The organism is Bacillus sp. RB3, from assembly GCF_030164735.1.
GTDB classification, from domain to species: domain Bacteria; phylum Bacillota; class Bacilli; order Bacillales; family Bacillaceae_G; genus Bacillus_A; species Bacillus_A cereus.
The window spans coordinates 46,513-66,428 of the sequence record NZ_JASNGE010000022.1 but is presented as its reverse complement, the minus strand read 5'-3'; the positions used below and the strand labels follow the sequence as shown (position 1 = coordinate 66,428).

Sequence of the window (19,916 nt, the reverse complement as noted above, 5' to 3'; positions counted from 1 at the left end):
CAAAGAGTAAACATATGTTGTATACAAAATAAAAAAGACCTTGTATTACAAGGCCTTTTGCAAACTCACTTTATTTTGTAGCAAGTACATATTATAATACAAACCTTGCTCACTTAGTAATTCTTGATGTGTTCCTCTTTCTACTATCTCTCCATCATGCATCACAAAAATTTGATCTGAATCTTGAATTGTAGATAACCTATGCGCAATGGCTATCGTCGTTCTACCTTTTCGCATTTGTTGCAACGCTGTTTGAATAGCCTCTTCTGTTTCTGTATCGATATTAGCTGTTGCTTCATCTAATACTAATACTTTCGGATTCGTTGCTATCGTTCTAGCAAAAGCAATTAATTGTCGTTGACCGCTTGAAAATGCTGCACCTCTTTCTACTACTTCTGTTTCATACTGTTTTGGTAACTTTTCAATAAACGTATTTGCTTGCACAAATCGAGCAGCTTCTTTTACTTCTTCATCCGTAATTTCTTCATTATACATACGAATATTTTGCTTTACATTTCCAGCAAATAAAAATGCATCTTGCAATACGAGTCCTATTTTCTTTCTAATTTCTCGTTCTTCAAATTTTTCTAAATCTACACCGTCTATTACAATATTTCCTGACTTAATATTATAAAATCGCATTAACAAATTCATAATCGTACTTTTTCCGCTACCAGTATGCCCAACAAAAGCAACCGTTTGCCCTTGTTTCACGTGAAATGATACATTTTTTAAAACGTCACGCTTTCCATCATATGAAAAAGTAACATTTTTAAATTCAATATCCCCATCCACAACTTGAGGATTCTCATTGCCTTTTTGAACCGGTGCTAAATCTTTCTCGTCCATTAAATGAAATACACGTGATGACGAAACAAGTGCCTGTTGGAAAAAGGACAATTTCATCATCATCTCATTTACAGGTTGGAAGAAACGATGTATATAGTTAACAAAAGCATATAAAACTCCTACTTCAACAGGGCTCTTTAAAGCATCAATCCCAAATAAACCTAGTACTAACGCAATAGCTACAATATGCACTAAATCCGTAGCTGGTCGTAAAAGTAATGCGTCTAACTTCAAAGTACGTCGCCCTGCACTATAATGTTTATTATTCACTTCTTCAAACTCTTTTCTCATACGTTTTTCTTGTCTGAACACTTGAACAATATTCATTCCTTGTATGGACTCGTTCAACTTTGCATTTAACACGCTTAGTTGATTACGTACTTCTAAATAAAAAGCTGCACTTTTCCGGCGATATAATACCATAATCGCAAACATTATCGGAATTAATACGAGAGAAAATAGCGCTAATTTTACATCTAATAAAAACATCGCTACTAAAATACCTACTAAAAAGACTACATTTTTCACAAATGTTGATAATACACTAACATAAAAATCTTTAATCGCTTCCGTATCATTTGTTATACGCGATACAAGTGTACCAATCGGCGTACGATCAAAGAAACTTAATGACAGCTTTTGAACATGTTCATATACTTCAACTCGCATATCTTGAACAATCTTAAAAGCAATGTTCTGAAAGTACAATAGATTTAAATACGTAAATAATACTTTTAATAAATGAGCAACTATGTAAATTACAAATAAAGTAACGAGCGCTGATCGTTCAAAATCCCGCGGTACTAGGTGTTCATCGAGGAATTGTTTAATTAAAAAAGGACCCATCATTTCCGTTACTGTCGCACCAACTAAAAAGATAAATGCTAAAGATAGCAACCCTTTATATGGCTTCATATAGGAAAGCAATCTACTTAAATCACTTCGCTTCTTCTCTACCATCATACGCCTCCTTTCTCGACTAAAGCTTCTAATTGCTGGCTTTCATACATTTCCTTATACCAGCCGTTTTCCTTCATTAATTCCTCATGTGTACCTCTTTGTACAATTCTACCTTCATCAACAACAAGAATAAGATTGGCATGCTGAATTGCACTTAATCGGTGTGCAGTAATAATCGTCGTTTTCCCTGCTCTTTCCCTCTTTAAGGCACTTAAAATCGTCTCTTCTGTTTTTGCATCTACTGCTGATAAACAATCATCCAAAATTAAAATTTCAGCATTTGTTAATAAAGCACGAGCAATAGAGATTCGCTGTTTTTGACCACCAGATAACGAAACACCTCTTTCCCCTACTACTGTTTCATATCCTTCTGAAAATTGGAGGATGTCATTATGAATACAAGCAATCTCTGCAGCTTGGGTAATTTCATTATATGTAGCATCCGCCTTTCCAAAGGCAATATTCTCACCAATACTTGCTGAGAATAAAAAATGATCTTGCGGCACGTATGAAATGGCAGAACGGACACCATGAAGTGTTATATCTCGAATATCTCGCTCCCCAATTTTTAATTCACCATTAAAATGATCATACTCACGGATTAAACATTTTAATAAAGTTGTTTTCCCTGCGCCTGTACGTCCTACAACTCCTAGCGTTTCGCCCTTCTTCAAATCAAAGTGAATATCGTTTAAATGTAACAATTCATTTTTCTTATACGAAAATGAATTAACGGCAAACGAAACATTACCGCTCGCTATTGTCTGTACAGCATTTTCGCTATTTACTACATCTGATTTTTGTGAAAGAATTTTTTCTACACGGTCATATGAAGCACGCCCACGCTCCATAATATTGAATAACCATCCAAACGCTAACATTGGCCAAACGAGGGTACCTAAATATGTCGTAAATGTAACGAGATCACCTACTGTTAATTCACCTCTTACAACTAATACCGATCCATAACATACTGCGATTAAAAAAGAAAATCCAACGATAAGAGAGATTGTCGGATCAAATAACGAATCAATACGTGCAACTAACACATTTTTATGTACAACATCTTCTGATTTTCTTCGAAACGCCTGCAAATCTTCTTTCTCTTGTCCAAGCGAGCGAATCACTTTCATTCCACTCATACTCTCTTGCACTTTATCATTGATTTCCGAAAACGATTGCTGTGCTTTATGAAACCTTTTATGTAATAAAGTTCCATAATAATTTGTCGAAATAGCTACAATCGGCATTGGAATTAAACTTAATAATGTTAACTTCCAGCTAATTGTAAAACCCATCGCTACGAGTACACATCCTCCGACAGCTAATGAGTCAACAAGCGTCAAAACACCTGCTCCAGCAGTTTGCTGGATCGCTTGAATATCATTGGTCGCATGTGCCATTAAATCACCTGTTCGATTTGACTGATAGAAAGATGGACTCATCTTTGTAAAATGTTCATATAAATTTTTTCGTAATTGGCGAGCTAATTTTAATGAAGACCCGAAAATCATAATACGCCATATGTAACGTAATATGTACATCGTAATGCCTACAATTACTAATAGTACAACCCATTTTAGTAACTTATCGGTCGTCAATGTTCCATCATTAATTTCATCTACAACGATTCCAATTACTTTTGGTGCTACAAGTTCTAAAAGTGCAACGCCAAACAATAAAATAATTCCAGTTATGTACGCTCGTTTTTCTTGTTTAAAAAACCACGCTAAATTCATAAACACTTTCATTTTTTTCCTCCTCCCTTAAAATGAGCGATGTTTTCAGTTTACCAAAAATACAGAATTTTTAAAAGTTTTAAAAACTATAACTAACAAAAAGAAAGACACTCTTAGCGAGTGTCTTTTAGCGCTTATTTCATTTGTTGCTTGTTCATTGCGCTCATCATTTGATTGATTTTCTTTTGGGAAGGTTTTTGTCCCATTTGCATCATCATCATTTTTAACATTTGTTCGTTAATTGGTGGATTTTTTTGTAAGTAATTCATCATATATTTGCGGGCAATGAAAAATCCTAACGCCACGCCTGCTACTAGTGCTACTACGCCCACTAGAATACCTAACCAAATTGGCATATATTTTCCTCCTTCATGTTGTCTACCTTACAGTGTACTAAAACCTTTTCAATAAGACAAGATACAATTCGACATTTTTTACACATATGTTCGTACTTGTTTTAGAGGATTCAGCCATCCGTACTTTGTATTTTCATAATCCATAGCTAAAAATGTTAATTCACACTTTCTTAACACCTCAAAGAATGTTGTTTCCATAGAGACATTTCCAGAGGTATTCATACGAATATAGTGCGGTTTCACCATTATTTCGCCGTACTCCGCTCCCGTATAAAGTGTATGTGTATGATGTGTTCTATCATATTTACCAAGAACGCGCAAAGCTTGTTCTAATTTATGATGAATTTTCATTACTTGCAATGGCATCGTTATATACATCATTTGCTTATATAACACTTTTTTCTCCGAAAGGGACCCAGATTCTGAAAATCGAGCAAATAAATCAAAAAACAAATATTCACGACCAAAATAAGCTTTCGCAATATCCTCTTGAATTAAATACAATTCATACGTTTTCATTTTTCCACTCCCAATCTGGACAACCTTTTCTCTTCATTATATATAAGAAAATTTGCAATGATTGTCTGACTGCGGAGAGATAAAAAACTTTTTCTGTCGAAAAAACTCATTTACATAGAAAAACCTCTCCATGCCGGAGAGATTTTTCTGAAATCATTAAAGCATTTCTTTTACTTTACGAACAACGTTCTCTACAGTAAATCCATACTCTTCCATAATCTTCTCACCAGGAGCAGAAGCACCGAATGTATCGATACCTAACACATCTCCTTCAAGACCTACGTAACGGTGCCATCCGAATGTAGCACCCATTTCGATTGCGAAACGTTTTGTTACTGCTTTTGGTAATACAGATTCTTTGTACTCTGCAGTTTGAGCTTCGAAGCGATCCATAGATGGCATGCTGACAACCGCTGCGTCAACGCCGTCTACTGCTAATGCTTTTTGAGCTTCAACAGCTAGGCTTACTTCAGATCCAGTTGCAAGTAAGATTACATCAGCCGTTTCTTTCTTGCTTGCAGAAACTACATATGCACCTTTTGCTACTTTTTCATACGTATCATCTTTTGCACCTTCTAATGTTGGAAGGTCTTGACGAGTTAATACTAAAGCAGTTGGTTTGTTTGTCGATTCTAAAGCAAGTCTCCAAGCTGCAACAGATTCATTACCATCAGCAGGACGGATAACAGAAACGTTTGGCATTGCACGAAGCGCTGCTAATTGCTCGATTGGTTCATGTGTTGGACCATCTTCACCAACAGCGATACTGTCATGTGTGAATACATACGTTACTGGCAATTGCATTAATGCTGCAAGGCGAATTGCTGGACGTAAGTAATCAGAGAATACGAAGAACGTACCACCGTAAGTTTTTAAACCACCATGTAGTGCAATACCGTTCATTGCTGCACCCATTGCGAACTCACGTACACCGTACCAAATGTTTTTACCGCTGTAATCATCTCTTGTAAAGTCTTTTTCGTTATTCATGTATGTTTTGTTAGAACCAGCAAGGTCAGCAGATCCACCGAAGAATGATGGTACAGACTCTGCAATTGCATTAATTACAGCACCAGAAGAATTACGAGTTGCTGCTTTTGATCCTAATTCATAAGTTGGTAGGTTTTGCTCCCAACCTTCTGGAAGTTGACCGTTCATTGCTGCTTGGAATTCGTTTGCTAATTCTGGGTATGCTTGTGCATATTCACCTAGCATCGTGTTCCACTCAGCTTGCGCAGTTTCACCAACATCTTGTACTGTTTTACGGAAGTTGTCATATACTTCTTCTGCTACGTGGAAGTCTTGCTCAGCAGTCCAAGCATATGCTTCTTTCGTTAATTTCGTTTCTTCTACACCAAGTGGAGAACCATGTGAAGCTGATTTTCCTGATTTGTTTGGAGAACCGAAACCAATTGTCGTTCTTACTTCGATTAGCGTTGGGCGTTTTTCGTCAGCTTTCGCTTCTTCAATTGCTTTCGCGATTGCTTCAATATCGTTTCCATCCTCAACACGGATTACTTGCCATCCGTATGCTTTGTAACGATCTTCTACACTTTCAGAGAATGAACGATTTAAATCGCCATCTAATGAAATATCGTTTGAATCATAAAGCACAACAAGACGACCTAATTGTAAATGAGCAGCTAATGAAGATGCTTCAGCAGAAACGCCCTCCATTAAATCTCCATCACCACAAATAGCGTATGTATAATGATCTACTACACTATACGCATCACGGTTATATTTAGCAGCTAAATGTCTTTCAGCCATTGCCATACCTACAGCAGTTGCAATACCTTGTCCAAGTGGACCAGTCGTTGCATCTACACCAGCTGTATGACCGTACTCAGGATGTCCTGGAGTTTTGCTTCCCCATTGACGGAAGTTCTTTAAGTCATCCATTGTTACATCATAACCAGATAGGTGAAGTAGGCTGTATAATAACATTGAACCATGACCTGCAGATAATACGAAACGATCACGGTTAAACCACGTTGGGTTATTTGGATTGTGTTTCATAAATTGAGTCCATAATGTATAAGCCATTGGTGCTGCACCCATTGGCATTCCTGGGTGACCAGAGTTTGCTTTTTCAATCGCATCGATGGATAATGTGCGAATCGTGTTGATAGAAAGTTGTTCGATTGAATGTGACATGCTATTCTTCCCTTCGCTTATATTAGTAAACGTTTTATACATTTATATGATAGCTTCCCACGCAAGATTATACAACATGTATCGACAAATATGTTGATATTTTTTTGGTTTTTTATAAAAAAATCAATGTTTCCGTGAATGTATGGGCATTCAATATGACATACTTTTTCATTATTTTTATTTTAAAAAGAAAGGGAATTATCTGCATATTTATACAAACTTCTTCTATACTTACTTTTTTTAATACGTTTTTAAAAACACAAAAAGCATCTAACTTCGATGCTTTTCAAATAAGTTAAACAATCCGTTTCCGAATCGAACTTGAAATCCAATCAATTATAATTACCATTAAAATGATACCTAATAAAATAATCCCAACACGAGACCAATTCCGTGAACTCAGCGCAAAAATTAAAGGTGTACCAATCCCTCCTGCTCCAATAACCCCTAAAATCGCAGCGGATCGTACATTAATTTCAAATCTGTATAACGTATACGATAGAAAATCCGGTAACACTTGTGGTAACACTGCATACCAAAGTATTTGAAAACGGTTTGCTCCTGTTGCTAGTAACGCTTCCGTCGGTCCTTTATCTATGTTTTCAATTCCTTCTGAATATAGTTTCCCTAACATTCCAATAGAATGTAATCCTAAGGCCAATACTCCTGCAAAAGAGCCTGGACCAACAGCTTTTATAAATAAAAGAGCCATAACTAATTCAGGAAACGTACGAACAAAACTAAGTACAAATTTCCCAGATCCTGAAGTTAATTTTCCACTACTCATATTCGTTGCCGCCCAAAAGGCAAACGGAACAGATAAAAATGCAGAAATAAATGTACCTAATATTGCAATTGCCAACGTATCAATTAATCCATGTAATAAATCTTCACCATCTGGCAAAGATACATACGACCAGTCTGGATTCAATATCCCTGTCATAATTGCTTTCGTGATTTCACCTGCTGTGTCCTTTATCCCCTCTAATGGCACTCCTGAAAAGGCCCATGCATATACAACTGTAAGTGCTATTAAAATAATCCAGCGATATATACTCGGTTTTGGCACAATCATCGTCGTTCTATTCATTATAGTTTCTCCCGCAACAATGTACTAATGTAGTCAATTAACAAAACAACAATAAGGGTATAAATAATTATAGAAGCAGTTTGTTTATATTGTAAAAATCCAAGTGTACGATCATAATATAATCCAATACCACCTGCTCCTACTAAACCTAAAACAGCTGCTGCACGTACGTTCACCTCAAATGTATAAAGAACATAGGAGACAAAATGTGCTTTCACTTGCGGAATTACCCCATAAACAATCCATTGCACCTTATTAGCTCCTACCGCTGTCATCGCCTCTAACGGACCTGGATCAATTGATTCAATTGACTCATACAACAATTTCGCCACAAGCCCAATTGAGAAAAACGTAAGAGCTAAAATACCCGGAAGTGGTCCTATTCCAAAAATAGCTACGAAAATAGCCGCCAATAATAAATCTGGTATCGTTCGTATCAAATTTAAAATCATTCGAGCTAGACTGTATAAAAATGTGTTAGTAAACACATTACTTGCTGCAAACAATGCAAGTGGAATAGCTAAAATCGCTCCTAAGGTCGTCCCAATAATCGCCATACGTATTGTATCTAACATCGCTGTTGTAATAACTTGAAAATAACTCCAATCAGGTGGCACCATTTCTTTCAATAGATCTACCATATTGGGAAAACCGTCTACCAGTTTTGAAAATGATGCATCTACTTGTACACTACTACTCCACAGCATTAAAATAACTAAAATAAACGTTAACATATGTTTCAACTTACTCGGCGGCTTCGGTATCGATTTCGAATATATCGTTACGTCACTCATTTAACTGCCACCTCTAACAATTCATTTTTTTGTGCTACATCTCCATAAATTTCAGCAAATTTTTCATCTGTCGCCTCTTCTACTGAACCATCAAAAACAATTTCTCCTGCATGTAATCCAATAATACGTGTCGCATATTGCCTAGCTAAATCAATAGAATGCAAATTCACAATTGTTGTAATTCCAAAATCTTCATTGATTTTTTTCAAATCATTTAATACTTGCTTTGTCGTAAGTGGATCTAACGATGCAACAGGCTCATCTGCCAATATGATTTTTGCTTCTTGTGCCAATGCTCTAGCTATTGATACACGTTGCTGTTGTCCTCCTGATAATTCATCAGCACGTGCATATGCTTTTTCTAAAATATTCACTCTTTTTAACGCTTGAAATGCGAGCTCCACATCTTCTTTCGGAAACAAACCTAACGTTGTACGTAATGTGGAATGATATCCAATACGACCAGCTAATACATTTTTTAATACTGTTGATCGCTTTACAAGATTAAAACTTTGGAAGATCATACCGATATCCCGGCGCATACGCCTTAATCCTTTTCCTTTCGCAGCAGTAATAGACTCACCTTCAATAATGATTTCTCCTTCGGTAATCTCATGAAGACGATTTACGGATCTGAGAAGTGTAGATTTTCCAGCTCCAGACAGCCCTACCATTACAACAAACTCACCTTTTTGAATTTTCAAGTTTATATTATTCAATCCTTTTGTACCGTTTGGATACACTTTGGAGACATTTCGAAACTCTATCACACATCTTACCTACCTTCTATGTATTCAAAACGGCAAACTAACTGAAAACATCCCCTTTCAGCTAGCTGCCATTTCCATATGTATTATTGCGTTTTTACTTTCTTCCCATATTCACGAACGATATCAAATTTACTATCATCAGATTTAACATATCCTTCATGTGAATATACTTCTTTAATGATTTTACGGCCTTCCTCATTCTTTCCAATTTCAATGAAAGCATCTTGTAATTTCTTGCTCCACTCTGCATCTAAATCAGATCGTACAGAAATTGTATCGTTCGGAATTTTCTCAGTAAATTTCACTATTTTCGTTTGATCAAATATATTCGGATAATCTTTTTTTACAATATTACGAGCATCTTGGAATACAACAGCCGCATCTACGTCACCATTTAAAAGAGCAATAAGCGACTGATCGTGACCTTTTAATGTAACAGGTTTCACATCTTTTAACGGATCAATTCCCTCTTTTAATAGAACAGCTGCAGGCCACACATATCCCGCTGATGACGTTACATCTTGATAGCCAATTTTTTTACCTTTTAAATCTTTTACACTATTAATATTTGAATCTTTCTTAACAACAAACTCAGATTTATAATAATCTACTAAATCTTTTGTAGGGGCTCCTGTTTCATCCTCTACTCCAAAACGTTGTGCTTGTAAAATTACATTTGCGGCCTTCTTTTCATGTGCTAATACGTACGCTGTCGGCGGTAAAAATCCTACATCTACTTGTTTAGATGCCATCGCTTCTACAATTGTATTGTAGTTCGTTGAAATACTAACTTTTACTGGAATATTTAACTTATCACTTAATAGCTTCTCAAGCGGTTTTGCCTTCGCCTCTAACGTATCTGCATTTTGAGAAGGAACAAATTGAACATTTAAAGTCTTCGGTACATACCCTTTTTTCGTATCTTCATTTTTACTTGCGCTTGATTCCTTCGTTCCACAGCCACTTAATAATCCCGCTGCTAGTACAACTGTTGTGCTCATTGCAAAAACTTTTTTCAACATATTAATGCCTCCATTTTTCATTGTTATAAAATAACCTTTCATAAACATGAAGAAATATATCACATATTTTTACAAATAATTGATTATTTACAGAATCTTTACACATTCTATACACTCACATTAAAATTCTCTTCACATATTTGATATGATGAATTGGAAGATAACAATAGAAAAGGTGAGTCATATTGGAACAAAATCAAACTGTAACTTTAAACATCTTATTAACAAGCGATATACATGGCACTGTTTATCCTATTCACTACCAAGATAACTCCCCAGCAGAACTTGGTTTAGCTAAAATTTCTACTCTTATAAAAAAAGAACGTTCCCAAAATACAAACGTTCTTTTAATTGATAATGGCGACTTTATTCAAGGAACACCACTTACTTATCATTATGTTACATACGAAAAAAACAAAAAAAACCCAATGTCCTTATTAGCGAATTACTTACAGTATGACGCTGCAATTATCGGCAATCATGAATTTAATTACGGGATGGATATATTAAATAATGCTGTGACTACTGCGAACTTCCCGTACCTATCAGCAAACATTTTAGATAAAAACATAAAGAAACCTTATTTCGGAAAACCTTATATAATCAAACAGATTGAATCCAATATAAAAATTGCTATTTTAGGGGTAACAACACATTACATACCAAATTGGGAACAGTCCCATCACATTAAAGATTTACTATTTGAAGATGCATTAAAGACTACAAAAGAATGGGTTTCTTATATTCGCGAACATGAGAAACCAGATTTACTAGTCGTAGCGTATCACGGGGGAGTTGAACGAGATTTACAAACCGGGGTACCGACTGAAGTGTTAACAGGAGAAAACCAAGGATATGCAATGTGCCATGAAATTGAAGGCATAGATATCTTATTAACAGGCCACCAACACCGGGAAATTTCTCACACAATGGCTAACGGTGTAACAATTTTACAGACCGGATGCAATGGACACTCAGTTGGAAAAGTAAAAGTAACATTCAAAAAAACGAAACATAAATGGGTGAAAAAAGAGAGTTCTTCTGAATTATTATCTGTACAAGGATTTGAGGCGGACCAAGATGTACTTTCATTGGTAGCCGATTACGAAAAGAAAACACAAAAGTGGCTTGATCAACCTATTGGAATCATTCAAGGGGACATGCAAATTTCAGATGCTATGCAAACTCGTTTGCATGATCATCCTTTTATAGAATTCATAAATAAAATACAGATGAATATAGCTAATGTATCAATTTCTTGTACAAGTTTGTTCCATAATACATCTCCAGGTTTCCCGGAACATGTAACAATGCGTGATATCGTTTCTAATTATATTTATCCAAACACATTAAAAGTAATTAAAATAACTGGAGCAGATATAAAAAATGCTCTTGAACTCTCTGCTTCTTATTTCACATTAAAAACAGATGGATCAATCACCGTAAGTCCTACCTACATAGAACCAAAGCCACAACATTATAATTATGATATGTGGGAAGGGATTTCATACGTATTAAACATTTCAAAACCAATTGGTGAAAGAGTAGAATCTTTACAGCATAACAGTGCTCCTCTTAATATGAATGAAGAACATGACGTTGTAATGAATAATTATCGTGCAAGTGGCGGGGGAAATTTCTTTATGTTTCAAAACAAACCAGTAGTAAAAGATATACCCACAGATATGTCTGAACTTATCGCTAATTATATATTGGAACATAAAACGATAGAAGCAACAGTTAATAACAACTGGAAAGTTATTAAATAACGATTTTTACAAATAAAAAAGATGGGCTTCGCCCATCTTTTAATTTAATTTTGCATTATCTTGCTTTTTTAAAGCTTTTAATTTCGTCGGTGTAACATCTGTACCTTCTTCGTTAACAACTTTAATACCTTTAAGTTCGTTTAACATATTTTGACGAAATCCTTTTAAATATTGTTCACGTAGCGATTGACGCTCACGTTGCTCTTCTTCAGTTAAACCTTCAGCTTTTGCTTTTTTCGCTAAGAAGTTAATGCGTTCAACGAGTTCGTGATTAATCATCTCGAATCCCCCTTCTAATCAAAACTGATTATTATCATACAATAGTTACTCTTCTTTATCAAGCAATTGCTTCGTATACTCTACATATCTACGATGTACAGTCGCCTTTGAAACATTATGACCAAATCCACGTAATGTTGCTGCAATTTCTTCAAACGTGAGTTCACTTTTTCGCAAACGTACAATTTCCTCAATTGGCACTTCTTTTTTCTCTCTTCCTACACTTAAATGACGATTTTTTAAATTTTTTTCTGGACGATAACCTTTTTCTACTGCACGTTGCATACCTCGTTTAATTTTCATATTATGAATCTTTCTTTGATATTCTTCAACAATACCAATAATATCTAATACCATCGAATCAGAATCCGACAATTGTAATTCACCGTTATGTGTATGCGTATATACTTTTATGCCTTCTTTATGTAAACAATGCATTAACGCGATCTTCGCATTTCCTCTACCAAGACGCGTTTCATCTTGTATAAGTAACACATCAATTTGTTCGTCTCGAATTGTATCCAACACCTCTAATATACCGTCACGTTCAATTGTATATCCACTAGCCTGCTCTTCAATCACCTTAGTAACATTCATTTGATAGCGCTCAGCTAAATGCAATAATTCATCTTTTTGACGTAATAATGATGTTTCTTGCGCTTCTTTCGTTGTACTCACACGTGCATAAATAATTGCATTCATTTTGAACCCCTCTTTCTCCCTATTATTTCCCTATAGTGTAACATAAATCCGCCATTTGTTCGAACTTATGTTTGTAGAATGTTTTTTCACATGTTATACTTATTAATAAGAAAAATGAAAGAAAACGAGGTGTTAGAAAACATGGAAAAGTTAACGAAACGCCAGCAAGACATTCTCGACTTTATTAAGCTAAAAGTACAAGAAAAAGGATATCCACCTTCCGTACGTGAAATTGGTCAAGCAGTCGGCCTCGCTTCTAGTTCTACAGTGCACGGACATTTATCACGATTAGAAGAAAAAGGATACATTCGACGCGATCCAACAAAACCACGTGCTATTGAAATTTTAGGTGAAGACCGAATGGATACGGAAACACAATCTGTTATTCAAGTTCCAATTGTCGGAAAAGTTACTGCTGGTTTACCAATTACAGCGGTCGAAAGCGTAGAGGAACATTTCCCACTTCCAGCTAGTATTGTTGCTGGAGCAGACCAAGTGTTCATGTTACGTATTTCTGGAGATAGTATGATTGAAGCTGGTATTTTCGATGGAGATTTAGTTGTTGTTCGCCAACAACAGTCTGCATATAATGGTGAAATTGTAGTCGCTTTAACAGAAGATAATGAAGCAACTGTTAAACGTTTCTATAAAGAAAAAGACCATTTCCGTTTACAACCAGAAAATTCTTCATTAGAACCTATCATTTTAAAACAAGTGTCAGTTATCGGGAAAGTAATTGGCGTATATCGTGATTTACATTAAAAAATAATAAAAAGAAGATAATTACCTTATTTATATACGGTAATTATCTTCTTTTTTGTATTTTGATAGATTTCCATGCATTCTATTTCTTATTAACGAGTTTTAATCGTCACATCTCCAGCAGCCGTTTTACCACTAATCTTTTTACTACCATTTCCAATTGTTACGTTTTTATTTTCTTCATTAAAAATTGTTACATCTCCGGCAGCACTTTGCCCAGTAATTACCGCATCTTGTGGTTTTTCCGATAAAGTAATATCTATATCTCCCGCAGTTGAACTTGCTTCTAGATTATACTTAGAATCATGATCTTGAATATTTATTTCCCCACTTGTTGTTTTTGCGATCACTTTCCCTAATACCTTCTTAAAATTCACCTCACCAGCTTTTGTCGATCCCTCCACATTCTTAGCCGTTATTTGTTTCAACTCTACTTCTCCAGCAAGTGTTCTAACACTTACGCTATCACTTTTCACATCACTCATTTCGATTTGTCCAGCAGATGAATTTACTTTTACATCTTGGTAAGAGCGTTCGGGCACAAGGAGAGTCAATTTAGACGTTTGAAACCTAAAATCGTAAAAAGAAAAATCAAATGAAGCACCTTTTTCTCTTTCCCCAATAACTTTTAATGTGTCACCATCTTCTGCGATACGAATCTCTTGTTTACGTACACCTCCTGATTGCTTGATATAAAAAGAAGAGTCAGGAGATTTTTGGACAATAATATCCCCGGTATCTAACTTAACTTCTATATTTTTTAATGTTTCGTTTTTAATTACATTTTCTTTATCGCCTTTTTTAGCAGTTTGTACTGCTTTTTCATATGTTTGGGAAATTCCTATTACTCCAATAATGATACAAGCAATAGCGATTAAAAATAGTTTTTTCATCATTTACTCTCCTTTTATCATTTTGAAGTTCCATATTACATATCGTACACACAATCTCTTAAACCACTTTGTACTATAAAAAGCGATAATACATAACAATAAACCTACTCCAACAAACGTTATACTAACGAAAAGATCCAACCATATAAAAGTACCCATAAATACTTTTCCAATAACGAAAAATGGTGTTACTACACTTGCAATACCACCGATCCAAAAAGAAAATATAAAAGCAATAATTGCGACTAACGGTCCTAACACAATAATAAAATTAAACAAACTAAGTCCAATCGCTGCCATAACAGCTCTTGTCACATTTGAAGTCGATGGATTTTTTTTCATTTCATCGAAGCGATACATCGCAAGTAATTCTTTCGCTATTACTTTCGGAGAACCAAGGCCTTGTATTATTTCTGATTCAGTTTTCCCCTCTTCTAGTCCAAACTGAAAGTGCTCTTCATAATCCAATAAAATATCTTGCCTCTCTTCCTCTGGTAACTTTCTAAGATAACTTGATAATTCTTTAAGAAACCCTTCTTTACTCATCCCATTCCACCCCTTCAATAATTTCTTGTACCCCTTTCGCAAAATCACACCATTCTGTTACTAACAAATGAAATTGCGTCTCCCCTTGCTCTGTTAATTGATAATATTTACGAGGTGGCCCTTCCGTAGATTCCTTTAAATACGTTTGAAAATACCCTTCTTTCGTCAAACGACGTAATAAAGGGTATACTGACCCTTCCGATATTAAAAATTTATTAGAAATTTGCTGAACAAGTTCATAACCGTAACTATCTTTACGTTTTACAAGTGCTAATACACAAAGTTCAAGCACACCTTTTTTAAACTGAACGTTCAAGTGCCATCCTCCTTTCCTATCTTAGTACTGTTCAATGCACAGTACCTATCTTATCCATAATATACCACTTAGTATTGTTTATTGCAAGGTACTAAGCTATATTTATTTCCAAAATTTAGAAAATGAACTAACGAAATCCTGAATAAGACTGTTTTATAACTAAGTATCATTACGTTAATACCATTGAGTAATGATTCGATTCACAAGCCACAAACTTACAACCTTGCAGATGAGGACGTAAAAATCATTGGTCGCGTCGTACAGGCAGTAAAAAATTATTAAGTTATAGCACAAGTAATTAAAAAAAAGAGAAGATCGATTCTATCGAAAAAATTTTCTTAGTAAAATGATTCAAGGAAATCAAAAACAATCCAATAACTTCACTTAAAAAAGCTAAAAAAAGCCCTGATACCGTAGTATCAAGGCTTCTCTCTCTTAGTATAGAGACATATATTGATCGCGTTCCCATTGGTGAACTTGTGTTCTAAAAATATCCCTTCCTATTATATGGTTTCATTTCATTTCACACGTCATATAAAATGCATGTTTATCTGATAACGTTTTTCTGTGATATCACTACTTGTTATTAATTCGTGGCTGTTTTGTGGCTGTTTTGTGGCTGTTTTTATTTAATCTAAAATTCATCTTTACATGCGCAAGGGGATTTTTTACTTATTCTACAGACATTGAATATAGATACAGAAATATATATCCATTTCGCACACTATAAATTTATTTTCATTTCCAAGCATGTATATCATATTCTTCATTTAGTAGGTTTAATTGTAAAGCCAGTACTTAAAACATTATCTAAAAGTAAATTTAAAATCTCATAAAAATAAAAATCCCCTTCTGCATATGGATGCAAAAGGGGATTTTTTAAATTAATCTATTCGTTCTACAGATACTGGTTCATAGATAAATAAGAAACGGTGTATATTTACACTAACATCTATAAAGATGAAAATCAAGATATAAGTATCTACCTATAGAATCAGATAACATTTTTTTATAAAATTATTCTTTTGTATAGTAATACTTTAATCCTTTAGTATCTAACCACGCTGTTGCTTTATCTAACTCGCTACCTTGACGATAATCCGACTCAAAATAAACAAGCCCTTGACGATCTCCGCGAGAAACAATTTTTGAAGTGTATCCAAGCTTATCCATCATTTGAATCATTTCAGGAATTAAATTCACACCAAATCCGTAAGTAACCACCTTATTATGTTTGTTCACGATAATCTCCACTCCTTCTTCTTTATACGATTTATTTGTAAACCAATCTAACGACTTACTTCCAATTAAATCATTTAAATCACATTTTCCAATACCAGGGACATTTCCTGTTTCAGTGTATTGCCAAATATCACATGGATAAGCTGGTCTATTTCCACCATAACGAGGAATCCACACAAAGTCTGATTTTACATTTGCCATTCCGAATGGAGCATACATATGATGGCCAACATATAAACCGACTTTTTGTGCACCTAATCGGCGTAGTTCATCGATAAACGCTTGCGTGCCCGCTCTCATATCATCCATTGTTTTTACTTCCACATCAGCGACCCAGACTGTTGCACTCTTGTCTCCACGATTCCAGAAGTCTCGAGCTTCTACACGTGCGTCATTTTCAGAAACGAAACGACAGAATGCATAGTTCCCAAAAGGAATACCATGTTGTTTCATGGCTTGTACATATCCTTTATATAATGGATCTACATAATTCGAACCATCTTGTACGCGCGCAATTATGAAATCAATGTATTGTTTTGCCACAGGCCAATTAATATCACCATTCCACTTTGAAATATCTACAATGTGTCCCATTATTGAACATCTCCTTTTTTCTCTTCTTGTTTTTGTTTGCCACCTAAAATTTCAACTGCATTTGTTAATGGTTGTGGGAGTGGGATACCCATTCGTCCAGCGTTTTCTAAAAGTGAAAGCAATTCATTACCCATGAAGAAGAAGATTGTCGCTTCGCGAATTGCATTGTTACTTCCAAGCACTATATCGAGCTGGGCGGCCGCACCGACCAAAATAAAAAGCACCACCTTTTTGGCGATGCCTTTGAAACCAACTTTGCTTTTTAACTCTCCCTTATAACCTGCTGCAATCATGCCAGTTAAATAATCAATAACTGCCATCGTCACTAAGACTTTCAATGTTGCATCCCATCCTCCCAAAAAATACCCACAGAAGCCACCAAACGTAACTATAAATGTTTTCAATAATACATCAATACGATCCATCTTTCCCTCTCCTTTTTAAGCTGCAAAGCAACTTGGGTCCATTCCAAATATCTCTGCAATATCTTCCTCACTTCTATCTTTTAAATAAGATTCAGTTGTGGAAATATCAGAATGGTTAGCAAGTGATTTTAGTTTTTCAAGCGGTACTCCTTGTACTTTCAAATTATCTAATCTGCTATGACGGAAACAATGCGGATTCATTTTAAATTCTTTCCCTTCCTTTTCGGTCAGCATCTTAGCAAATATGTCGCACCAATAATTAAATACACTCTTGTTCAATCTTTTTCTCTCACCATTCTTATAAACACGCACAAACAAATCTGGAATAGTATCCTTACCTCGCTGATTTATATATAAACGAATGCATTTCTGCACCCGGTGATTGTAATATAGTCTAAATTTCTTACCGCGTTTACCTCGTACCACATTTGTATAATATTGTTCTATCAGCCCTTCTTTTTTAACCTGGTATACCTCATTCTTTCTAGCTGCACTGTAATAAGAAAGTGCTAAATACGTTGCTAACATATATTTTTCTTGCTCAAGTAACCCATCGATTAACCAATTAATCTGATCCTCAGTTATAAATGTGATGTCTCGAATTGGATTCTTAGGTAAACCACGCACCCTTGAGCCTACGTTGAACTCGTAATTATAATCATCATCGTCAGCACAAAACTCAAGAGCTGAACGTAATGCACTCATCAATCCATTCACACGTGCGTTTGACATTCTCATCTCTTGAAAGATAATAGATAAATTCCGAATATCTTTACGTGTTAACTCAATAAGATTTTTATTTTCGAAGTGTTGATGTATTAGAAACAAAATAATCCGTAAATCCCAATTGTATTGCTGTAAAGTGCTTGCCGCTTTTCCTTGCGATTTCTTTTCAATGAGAAAATCTTTGACTAGGTTTTTATTTTCTTGGCTAACATGCTTTTTATAAATTACTTGATCTACTATTCGTTTCATTCTAATCATCTCCTCAAAATAAAAAGAGAAGCGAAATCGCTTCTCTTGATTTGTGAATTGAGTTTGGTTAAAACTACATTGTATTTTTCCAACATATACTTAGTCTTTAATCCAAATTCCTAAATCCCATTCAGCTTCAATGCTTTTTTTAAAATTACTAAGTGCAATTGCAATTCCAACACTAGTTAAGCTACAGTTAGGAATTCTCGTTTTCTCCATCTGACCTAAAAGCATATGTAAATGAGGTGCTACATTTTTTAAATTCCTTTTAAATAATAAATTTTCATTCTCATGAGAAATAGGCACTAAGTTAGGGTAGTTACCTTTAAGAACATTCACAAAATTAATTTCTCCATCACTAATGGATACGCATCCTGCATATTGCAAATGTTGATAGAAAAACTCCTCTTCAGGAACAACCGTTGCAAATTTTTTTATCGCCAAGTCCAACTGTTCAATATAAAAAACGTTGTTCAGCTTAAGATAACGCAAAATGAAAATAACCGTGAGTATATTAATTTGTTTTAACGTCAACTTAGGTAGAATTTCTAATGCCTCATTGTACACTATCTTTACTAATGTTTCTTCTTTAGTTACAGTTCTGTCAATTAACATATCCACTAATAAATGGGCTATCTCTTTATCACCACGTCTTGCATGATTTTTTTGAGCCTCATATATTATAAAGCGTAAATCTGCATCCTCTGTTTCTTTCAATGCTTCAGGATTTTTTGACATTAGTCGTTTTAAATACTCATTGATTATTTCTTCTGCACGTTCATTAATAACTTTTTCAACAGTTTGACCTAAATTATAAAAATTACTTTTAAATACATCCATAGCGACTTCTTTTACCTCAGTATAACTAAGGCCATTATGTTGTATAGTAACATTCTGAGCTTGTATATTTGTCGAATCGTCCCCTGCATGTATTTCTTTTTTATTTCCTATCATTTTTTATCACCGATTGTAACGTTAACATCATTACCACCTTGAATATTATTAGAATTATTCCCTGAAGTAATGGTTTGACTTGGCTGACTTTCATCTTTCTTTTTCTTTATAAAACTTCCAATTATGCCGGCTAGTATGGTCAATACTACTCCGCCAATCCCACTAAACACTTTATTATCTGCGATCCAATCTAACAAAATTTT

At 34.9% G+C, this 19,916-nt stretch carries 21 protein-coding genes and 1 pseudogene; 3 read left to right on the top strand and 19 right to left on the bottom strand.

Annotation, left to right across the window (positions count from 1 at the left end; genetic code table 11):
- Nucleotides 1-45: 45 nt before the first annotated feature.
- From QO049_RS22565 to QO049_RS22525, 9 genes are all read right to left on the bottom strand, one after another.
- Nucleotides 46-1,809 carry an ABC transporter ATP-binding protein gene (locus QO049_RS22565; RefSeq protein WP_000229523.1) on the bottom strand — a complete coding sequence of 588 codons (1,764 nt, stop codon included), beginning with the start codon at nucleotides 1,807-1,809 and terminating at the stop codon, nucleotides 46-48.
- Nucleotides 1,809-3,560, bottom strand: coding sequence for an ABC transporter ATP-binding protein (locus QO049_RS22560; RefSeq protein WP_246960949.1), 1,752 nt, complete (start codon nucleotides 3,558-3,560; stop codon nucleotides 1,809-1,811). Before QO049_RS22560 ends, QO049_RS22565 begins: the two co-directional genes overlap by 1 nt.
- 122 nt (nucleotides 3,561-3,682) lie before the next feature.
- Nucleotides 3,683-3,904: a YneF family protein gene (locus QO049_RS22555; protein WP_001123317.1), complete on the bottom strand. Its 222-nt coding sequence runs from the start codon at nucleotides 3,902-3,904 to the stop codon at nucleotides 3,683-3,685.
- 78 nt (nucleotides 3,905-3,982) lie between these two features.
- On the bottom strand, nucleotides 3,983-4,423 hold the full coding sequence (gene sirA, locus QO049_RS22550) for a sporulation inhibitor of replication protein SirA (protein ID WP_000860645.1): 441 nt from the start codon (nucleotides 4,421-4,423) through the stop codon (nucleotides 3,983-3,985).
- Nucleotides 4,424-4,579: 156 nt separating this feature from the next.
- A complete protein-coding gene (gene tkt / locus QO049_RS22545; protein WP_000019782.1) occupies nucleotides 4,580-6,580 on the bottom strand; it encodes a transketolase in 2,001 nt (666 codons plus the stop codon).
- 295 nt (nucleotides 6,581-6,875) lie between these two features.
- Entirely contained in the window at nucleotides 6,876-7,670 is a 795-nt protein-coding gene (gene phnE, locus QO049_RS22540; RefSeq protein WP_246960953.1) for a phosphonate ABC transporter, permease protein PhnE, read from the bottom strand.
- The gene (phnE, locus tag QO049_RS22535) at nucleotides 7,670-8,464 is read right to left on the bottom strand and encodes a phosphonate ABC transporter, permease protein PhnE (RefSeq protein WP_001286376.1); all 795 of its coding nucleotides are present in this window, start codon (nucleotides 8,462-8,464) and stop codon (nucleotides 7,670-7,672) included. The genes phnE (QO049_RS22540) and phnE (QO049_RS22535) overlap by 1 nt, the downstream gene beginning before the upstream one ends.
- Nucleotides 8,461-9,234 (bottom strand): phosphonate ABC transporter ATP-binding protein, encoded by a 774-nt coding sequence (gene phnC, locus QO049_RS22530; RefSeq protein WP_016111191.1) that lies wholly within the window; start codon nucleotides 9,232-9,234, stop codon nucleotides 8,461-8,463. The genes phnE (QO049_RS22535) and phnC overlap by 4 nt, the downstream gene beginning before the upstream one ends.
- Nucleotides 9,235-9,317: 83 nt before the next feature.
- Nucleotides 9,318-10,256: a phosphate/phosphite/phosphonate ABC transporter substrate-binding protein gene (locus QO049_RS22525; protein WP_000915064.1), complete on the bottom strand. Its 939-nt coding sequence runs from the start codon at nucleotides 10,254-10,256 to the stop codon at nucleotides 9,318-9,320.
- A 185-nt stretch (nucleotides 10,257-10,441) separates the two neighbouring features.
- Between QO049_RS22525 and QO049_RS22520 the strand changes: the two genes are divergently transcribed.
- The gene (locus tag QO049_RS22520; RefSeq protein WP_246960956.1) at nucleotides 10,442-12,025 is read left to right on the top strand and encodes a bifunctional metallophosphatase/5'-nucleotidase; all 1,584 of its coding nucleotides are present in this window, start codon (nucleotides 10,442-10,444) and stop codon (nucleotides 12,023-12,025) included.
- Nucleotides 12,026-12,064: 39 nt separating this feature from the next.
- Here the strand turns inward: QO049_RS22520 and QO049_RS22515 are convergent, their stop codons facing one another.
- Nucleotides 12,065-12,304, bottom strand: coding sequence for a DUF896 domain-containing protein (locus QO049_RS22515; protein ID WP_000607015.1), 240 nt, complete (start codon nucleotides 12,302-12,304; stop codon nucleotides 12,065-12,067).
- A 45-nt stretch (nucleotides 12,305-12,349) separates the two neighbouring features.
- Nucleotides 12,350-13,006, bottom strand: coding sequence for a YneB family resolvase-like protein (locus tag QO049_RS22510; RefSeq protein ID WP_000991472.1), 657 nt, complete (start codon nucleotides 13,004-13,006; stop codon nucleotides 12,350-12,352).
- A 141-nt stretch (nucleotides 13,007-13,147) separates the two neighbouring features.
- On the opposite strand from QO049_RS22510, the gene lexA reads away from it, so the two are divergent.
- Nucleotides 13,148-13,768 carry a transcriptional repressor LexA gene (gene lexA / locus QO049_RS22505; RefSeq protein ID WP_000413738.1) on the top strand — a complete coding sequence of 207 codons (621 nt, stop codon included), beginning with the start codon at nucleotides 13,148-13,150 and terminating at the stop codon, nucleotides 13,766-13,768.
- A 92-nt stretch (nucleotides 13,769-13,860) separates the two neighbouring features.
- Here the strand turns inward: lexA and QO049_RS22500 are convergent, their stop codons facing one another.
- From QO049_RS22500 to QO049_RS22490, 3 genes are read right to left on the bottom strand one after another with little or no spacing between them, the layout of a single operon-like run.
- The gene (locus QO049_RS22500) at nucleotides 13,861-14,664 is read right to left on the bottom strand and encodes a DUF4097 family beta strand repeat-containing protein (protein ID WP_246960959.1); all 804 of its coding nucleotides are present in this window, start codon (nucleotides 14,662-14,664) and stop codon (nucleotides 13,861-13,863) included.
- Nucleotides 14,665-15,207, bottom strand: coding sequence for a DUF1700 domain-containing protein (locus QO049_RS22495; RefSeq protein ID WP_000031383.1), 543 nt, complete (start codon nucleotides 15,205-15,207; stop codon nucleotides 14,665-14,667).
- Nucleotides 15,200-15,523, bottom strand: coding sequence for a PadR family transcriptional regulator (locus tag QO049_RS22490; RefSeq protein WP_001102627.1), 324 nt, complete (start codon nucleotides 15,521-15,523; stop codon nucleotides 15,200-15,202). Before QO049_RS22490 ends, QO049_RS22495 begins: the two co-directional genes overlap by 8 nt.
- A 162-nt stretch (nucleotides 15,524-15,685) precedes the next feature.
- On the opposite strand from QO049_RS22490, the pseudogene QO049_RS22485 reads away from it, so the two are divergent.
- Nucleotides 15,686-15,805, top strand: a pseudogene (locus tag QO049_RS22485) (LexA family protein); the annotation flags it as partial.
- Between the two features lie 735 nt (nucleotides 15,806-16,540).
- On the opposite strand, the gene QO049_RS22480 reads toward QO049_RS22485, so the two are convergent.
- From QO049_RS22480 to QO049_RS22460, 5 genes are all read right to left on the bottom strand, one after another.
- Nucleotides 16,541-17,359 carry a GH25 family lysozyme gene (locus QO049_RS22480; protein WP_284489503.1) on the bottom strand — a complete coding sequence of 273 codons (819 nt, stop codon included), beginning with the start codon at nucleotides 17,357-17,359 and terminating at the stop codon, nucleotides 16,541-16,543.
- Complete coding sequence (locus QO049_RS22475; protein WP_284489502.1) at nucleotides 17,359-17,784, bottom strand: phage holin family protein; 426 nt, start codon at nucleotides 17,782-17,784, stop codon at nucleotides 17,359-17,361. The genes QO049_RS22480 and QO049_RS22475 overlap by 1 nt, the downstream gene beginning before the upstream one ends.
- A gap of 15 nt (nucleotides 17,785-17,799) precedes the next feature.
- Complete coding sequence (locus QO049_RS22470) at nucleotides 17,800-18,759, bottom strand: tyrosine-type recombinase/integrase (RefSeq protein ID WP_284489501.1); 960 nt, start codon at nucleotides 18,757-18,759, stop codon at nucleotides 17,800-17,802.
- Nucleotides 18,760-18,858: 99 nt separating this feature from the next.
- The gene (locus QO049_RS22465; RefSeq protein ID WP_284489500.1) at nucleotides 18,859-19,713 is read right to left on the bottom strand and encodes an LPO_1073/Vpar_1526 family protein; all 855 of its coding nucleotides are present in this window, start codon (nucleotides 19,711-19,713) and stop codon (nucleotides 18,859-18,861) included.
- Nucleotides 19,710-19,910, bottom strand: a complete 201-nt coding sequence (locus tag QO049_RS22460; RefSeq protein ID WP_284489499.1) for a hypothetical protein — start codon at nucleotides 19,908-19,910, stop codon at nucleotides 19,710-19,712. Before QO049_RS22460 ends, QO049_RS22465 begins: the two co-directional genes overlap by 4 nt.
- Between the last annotated feature and the right edge of the window lie 6 nt (nucleotides 19,911-19,916).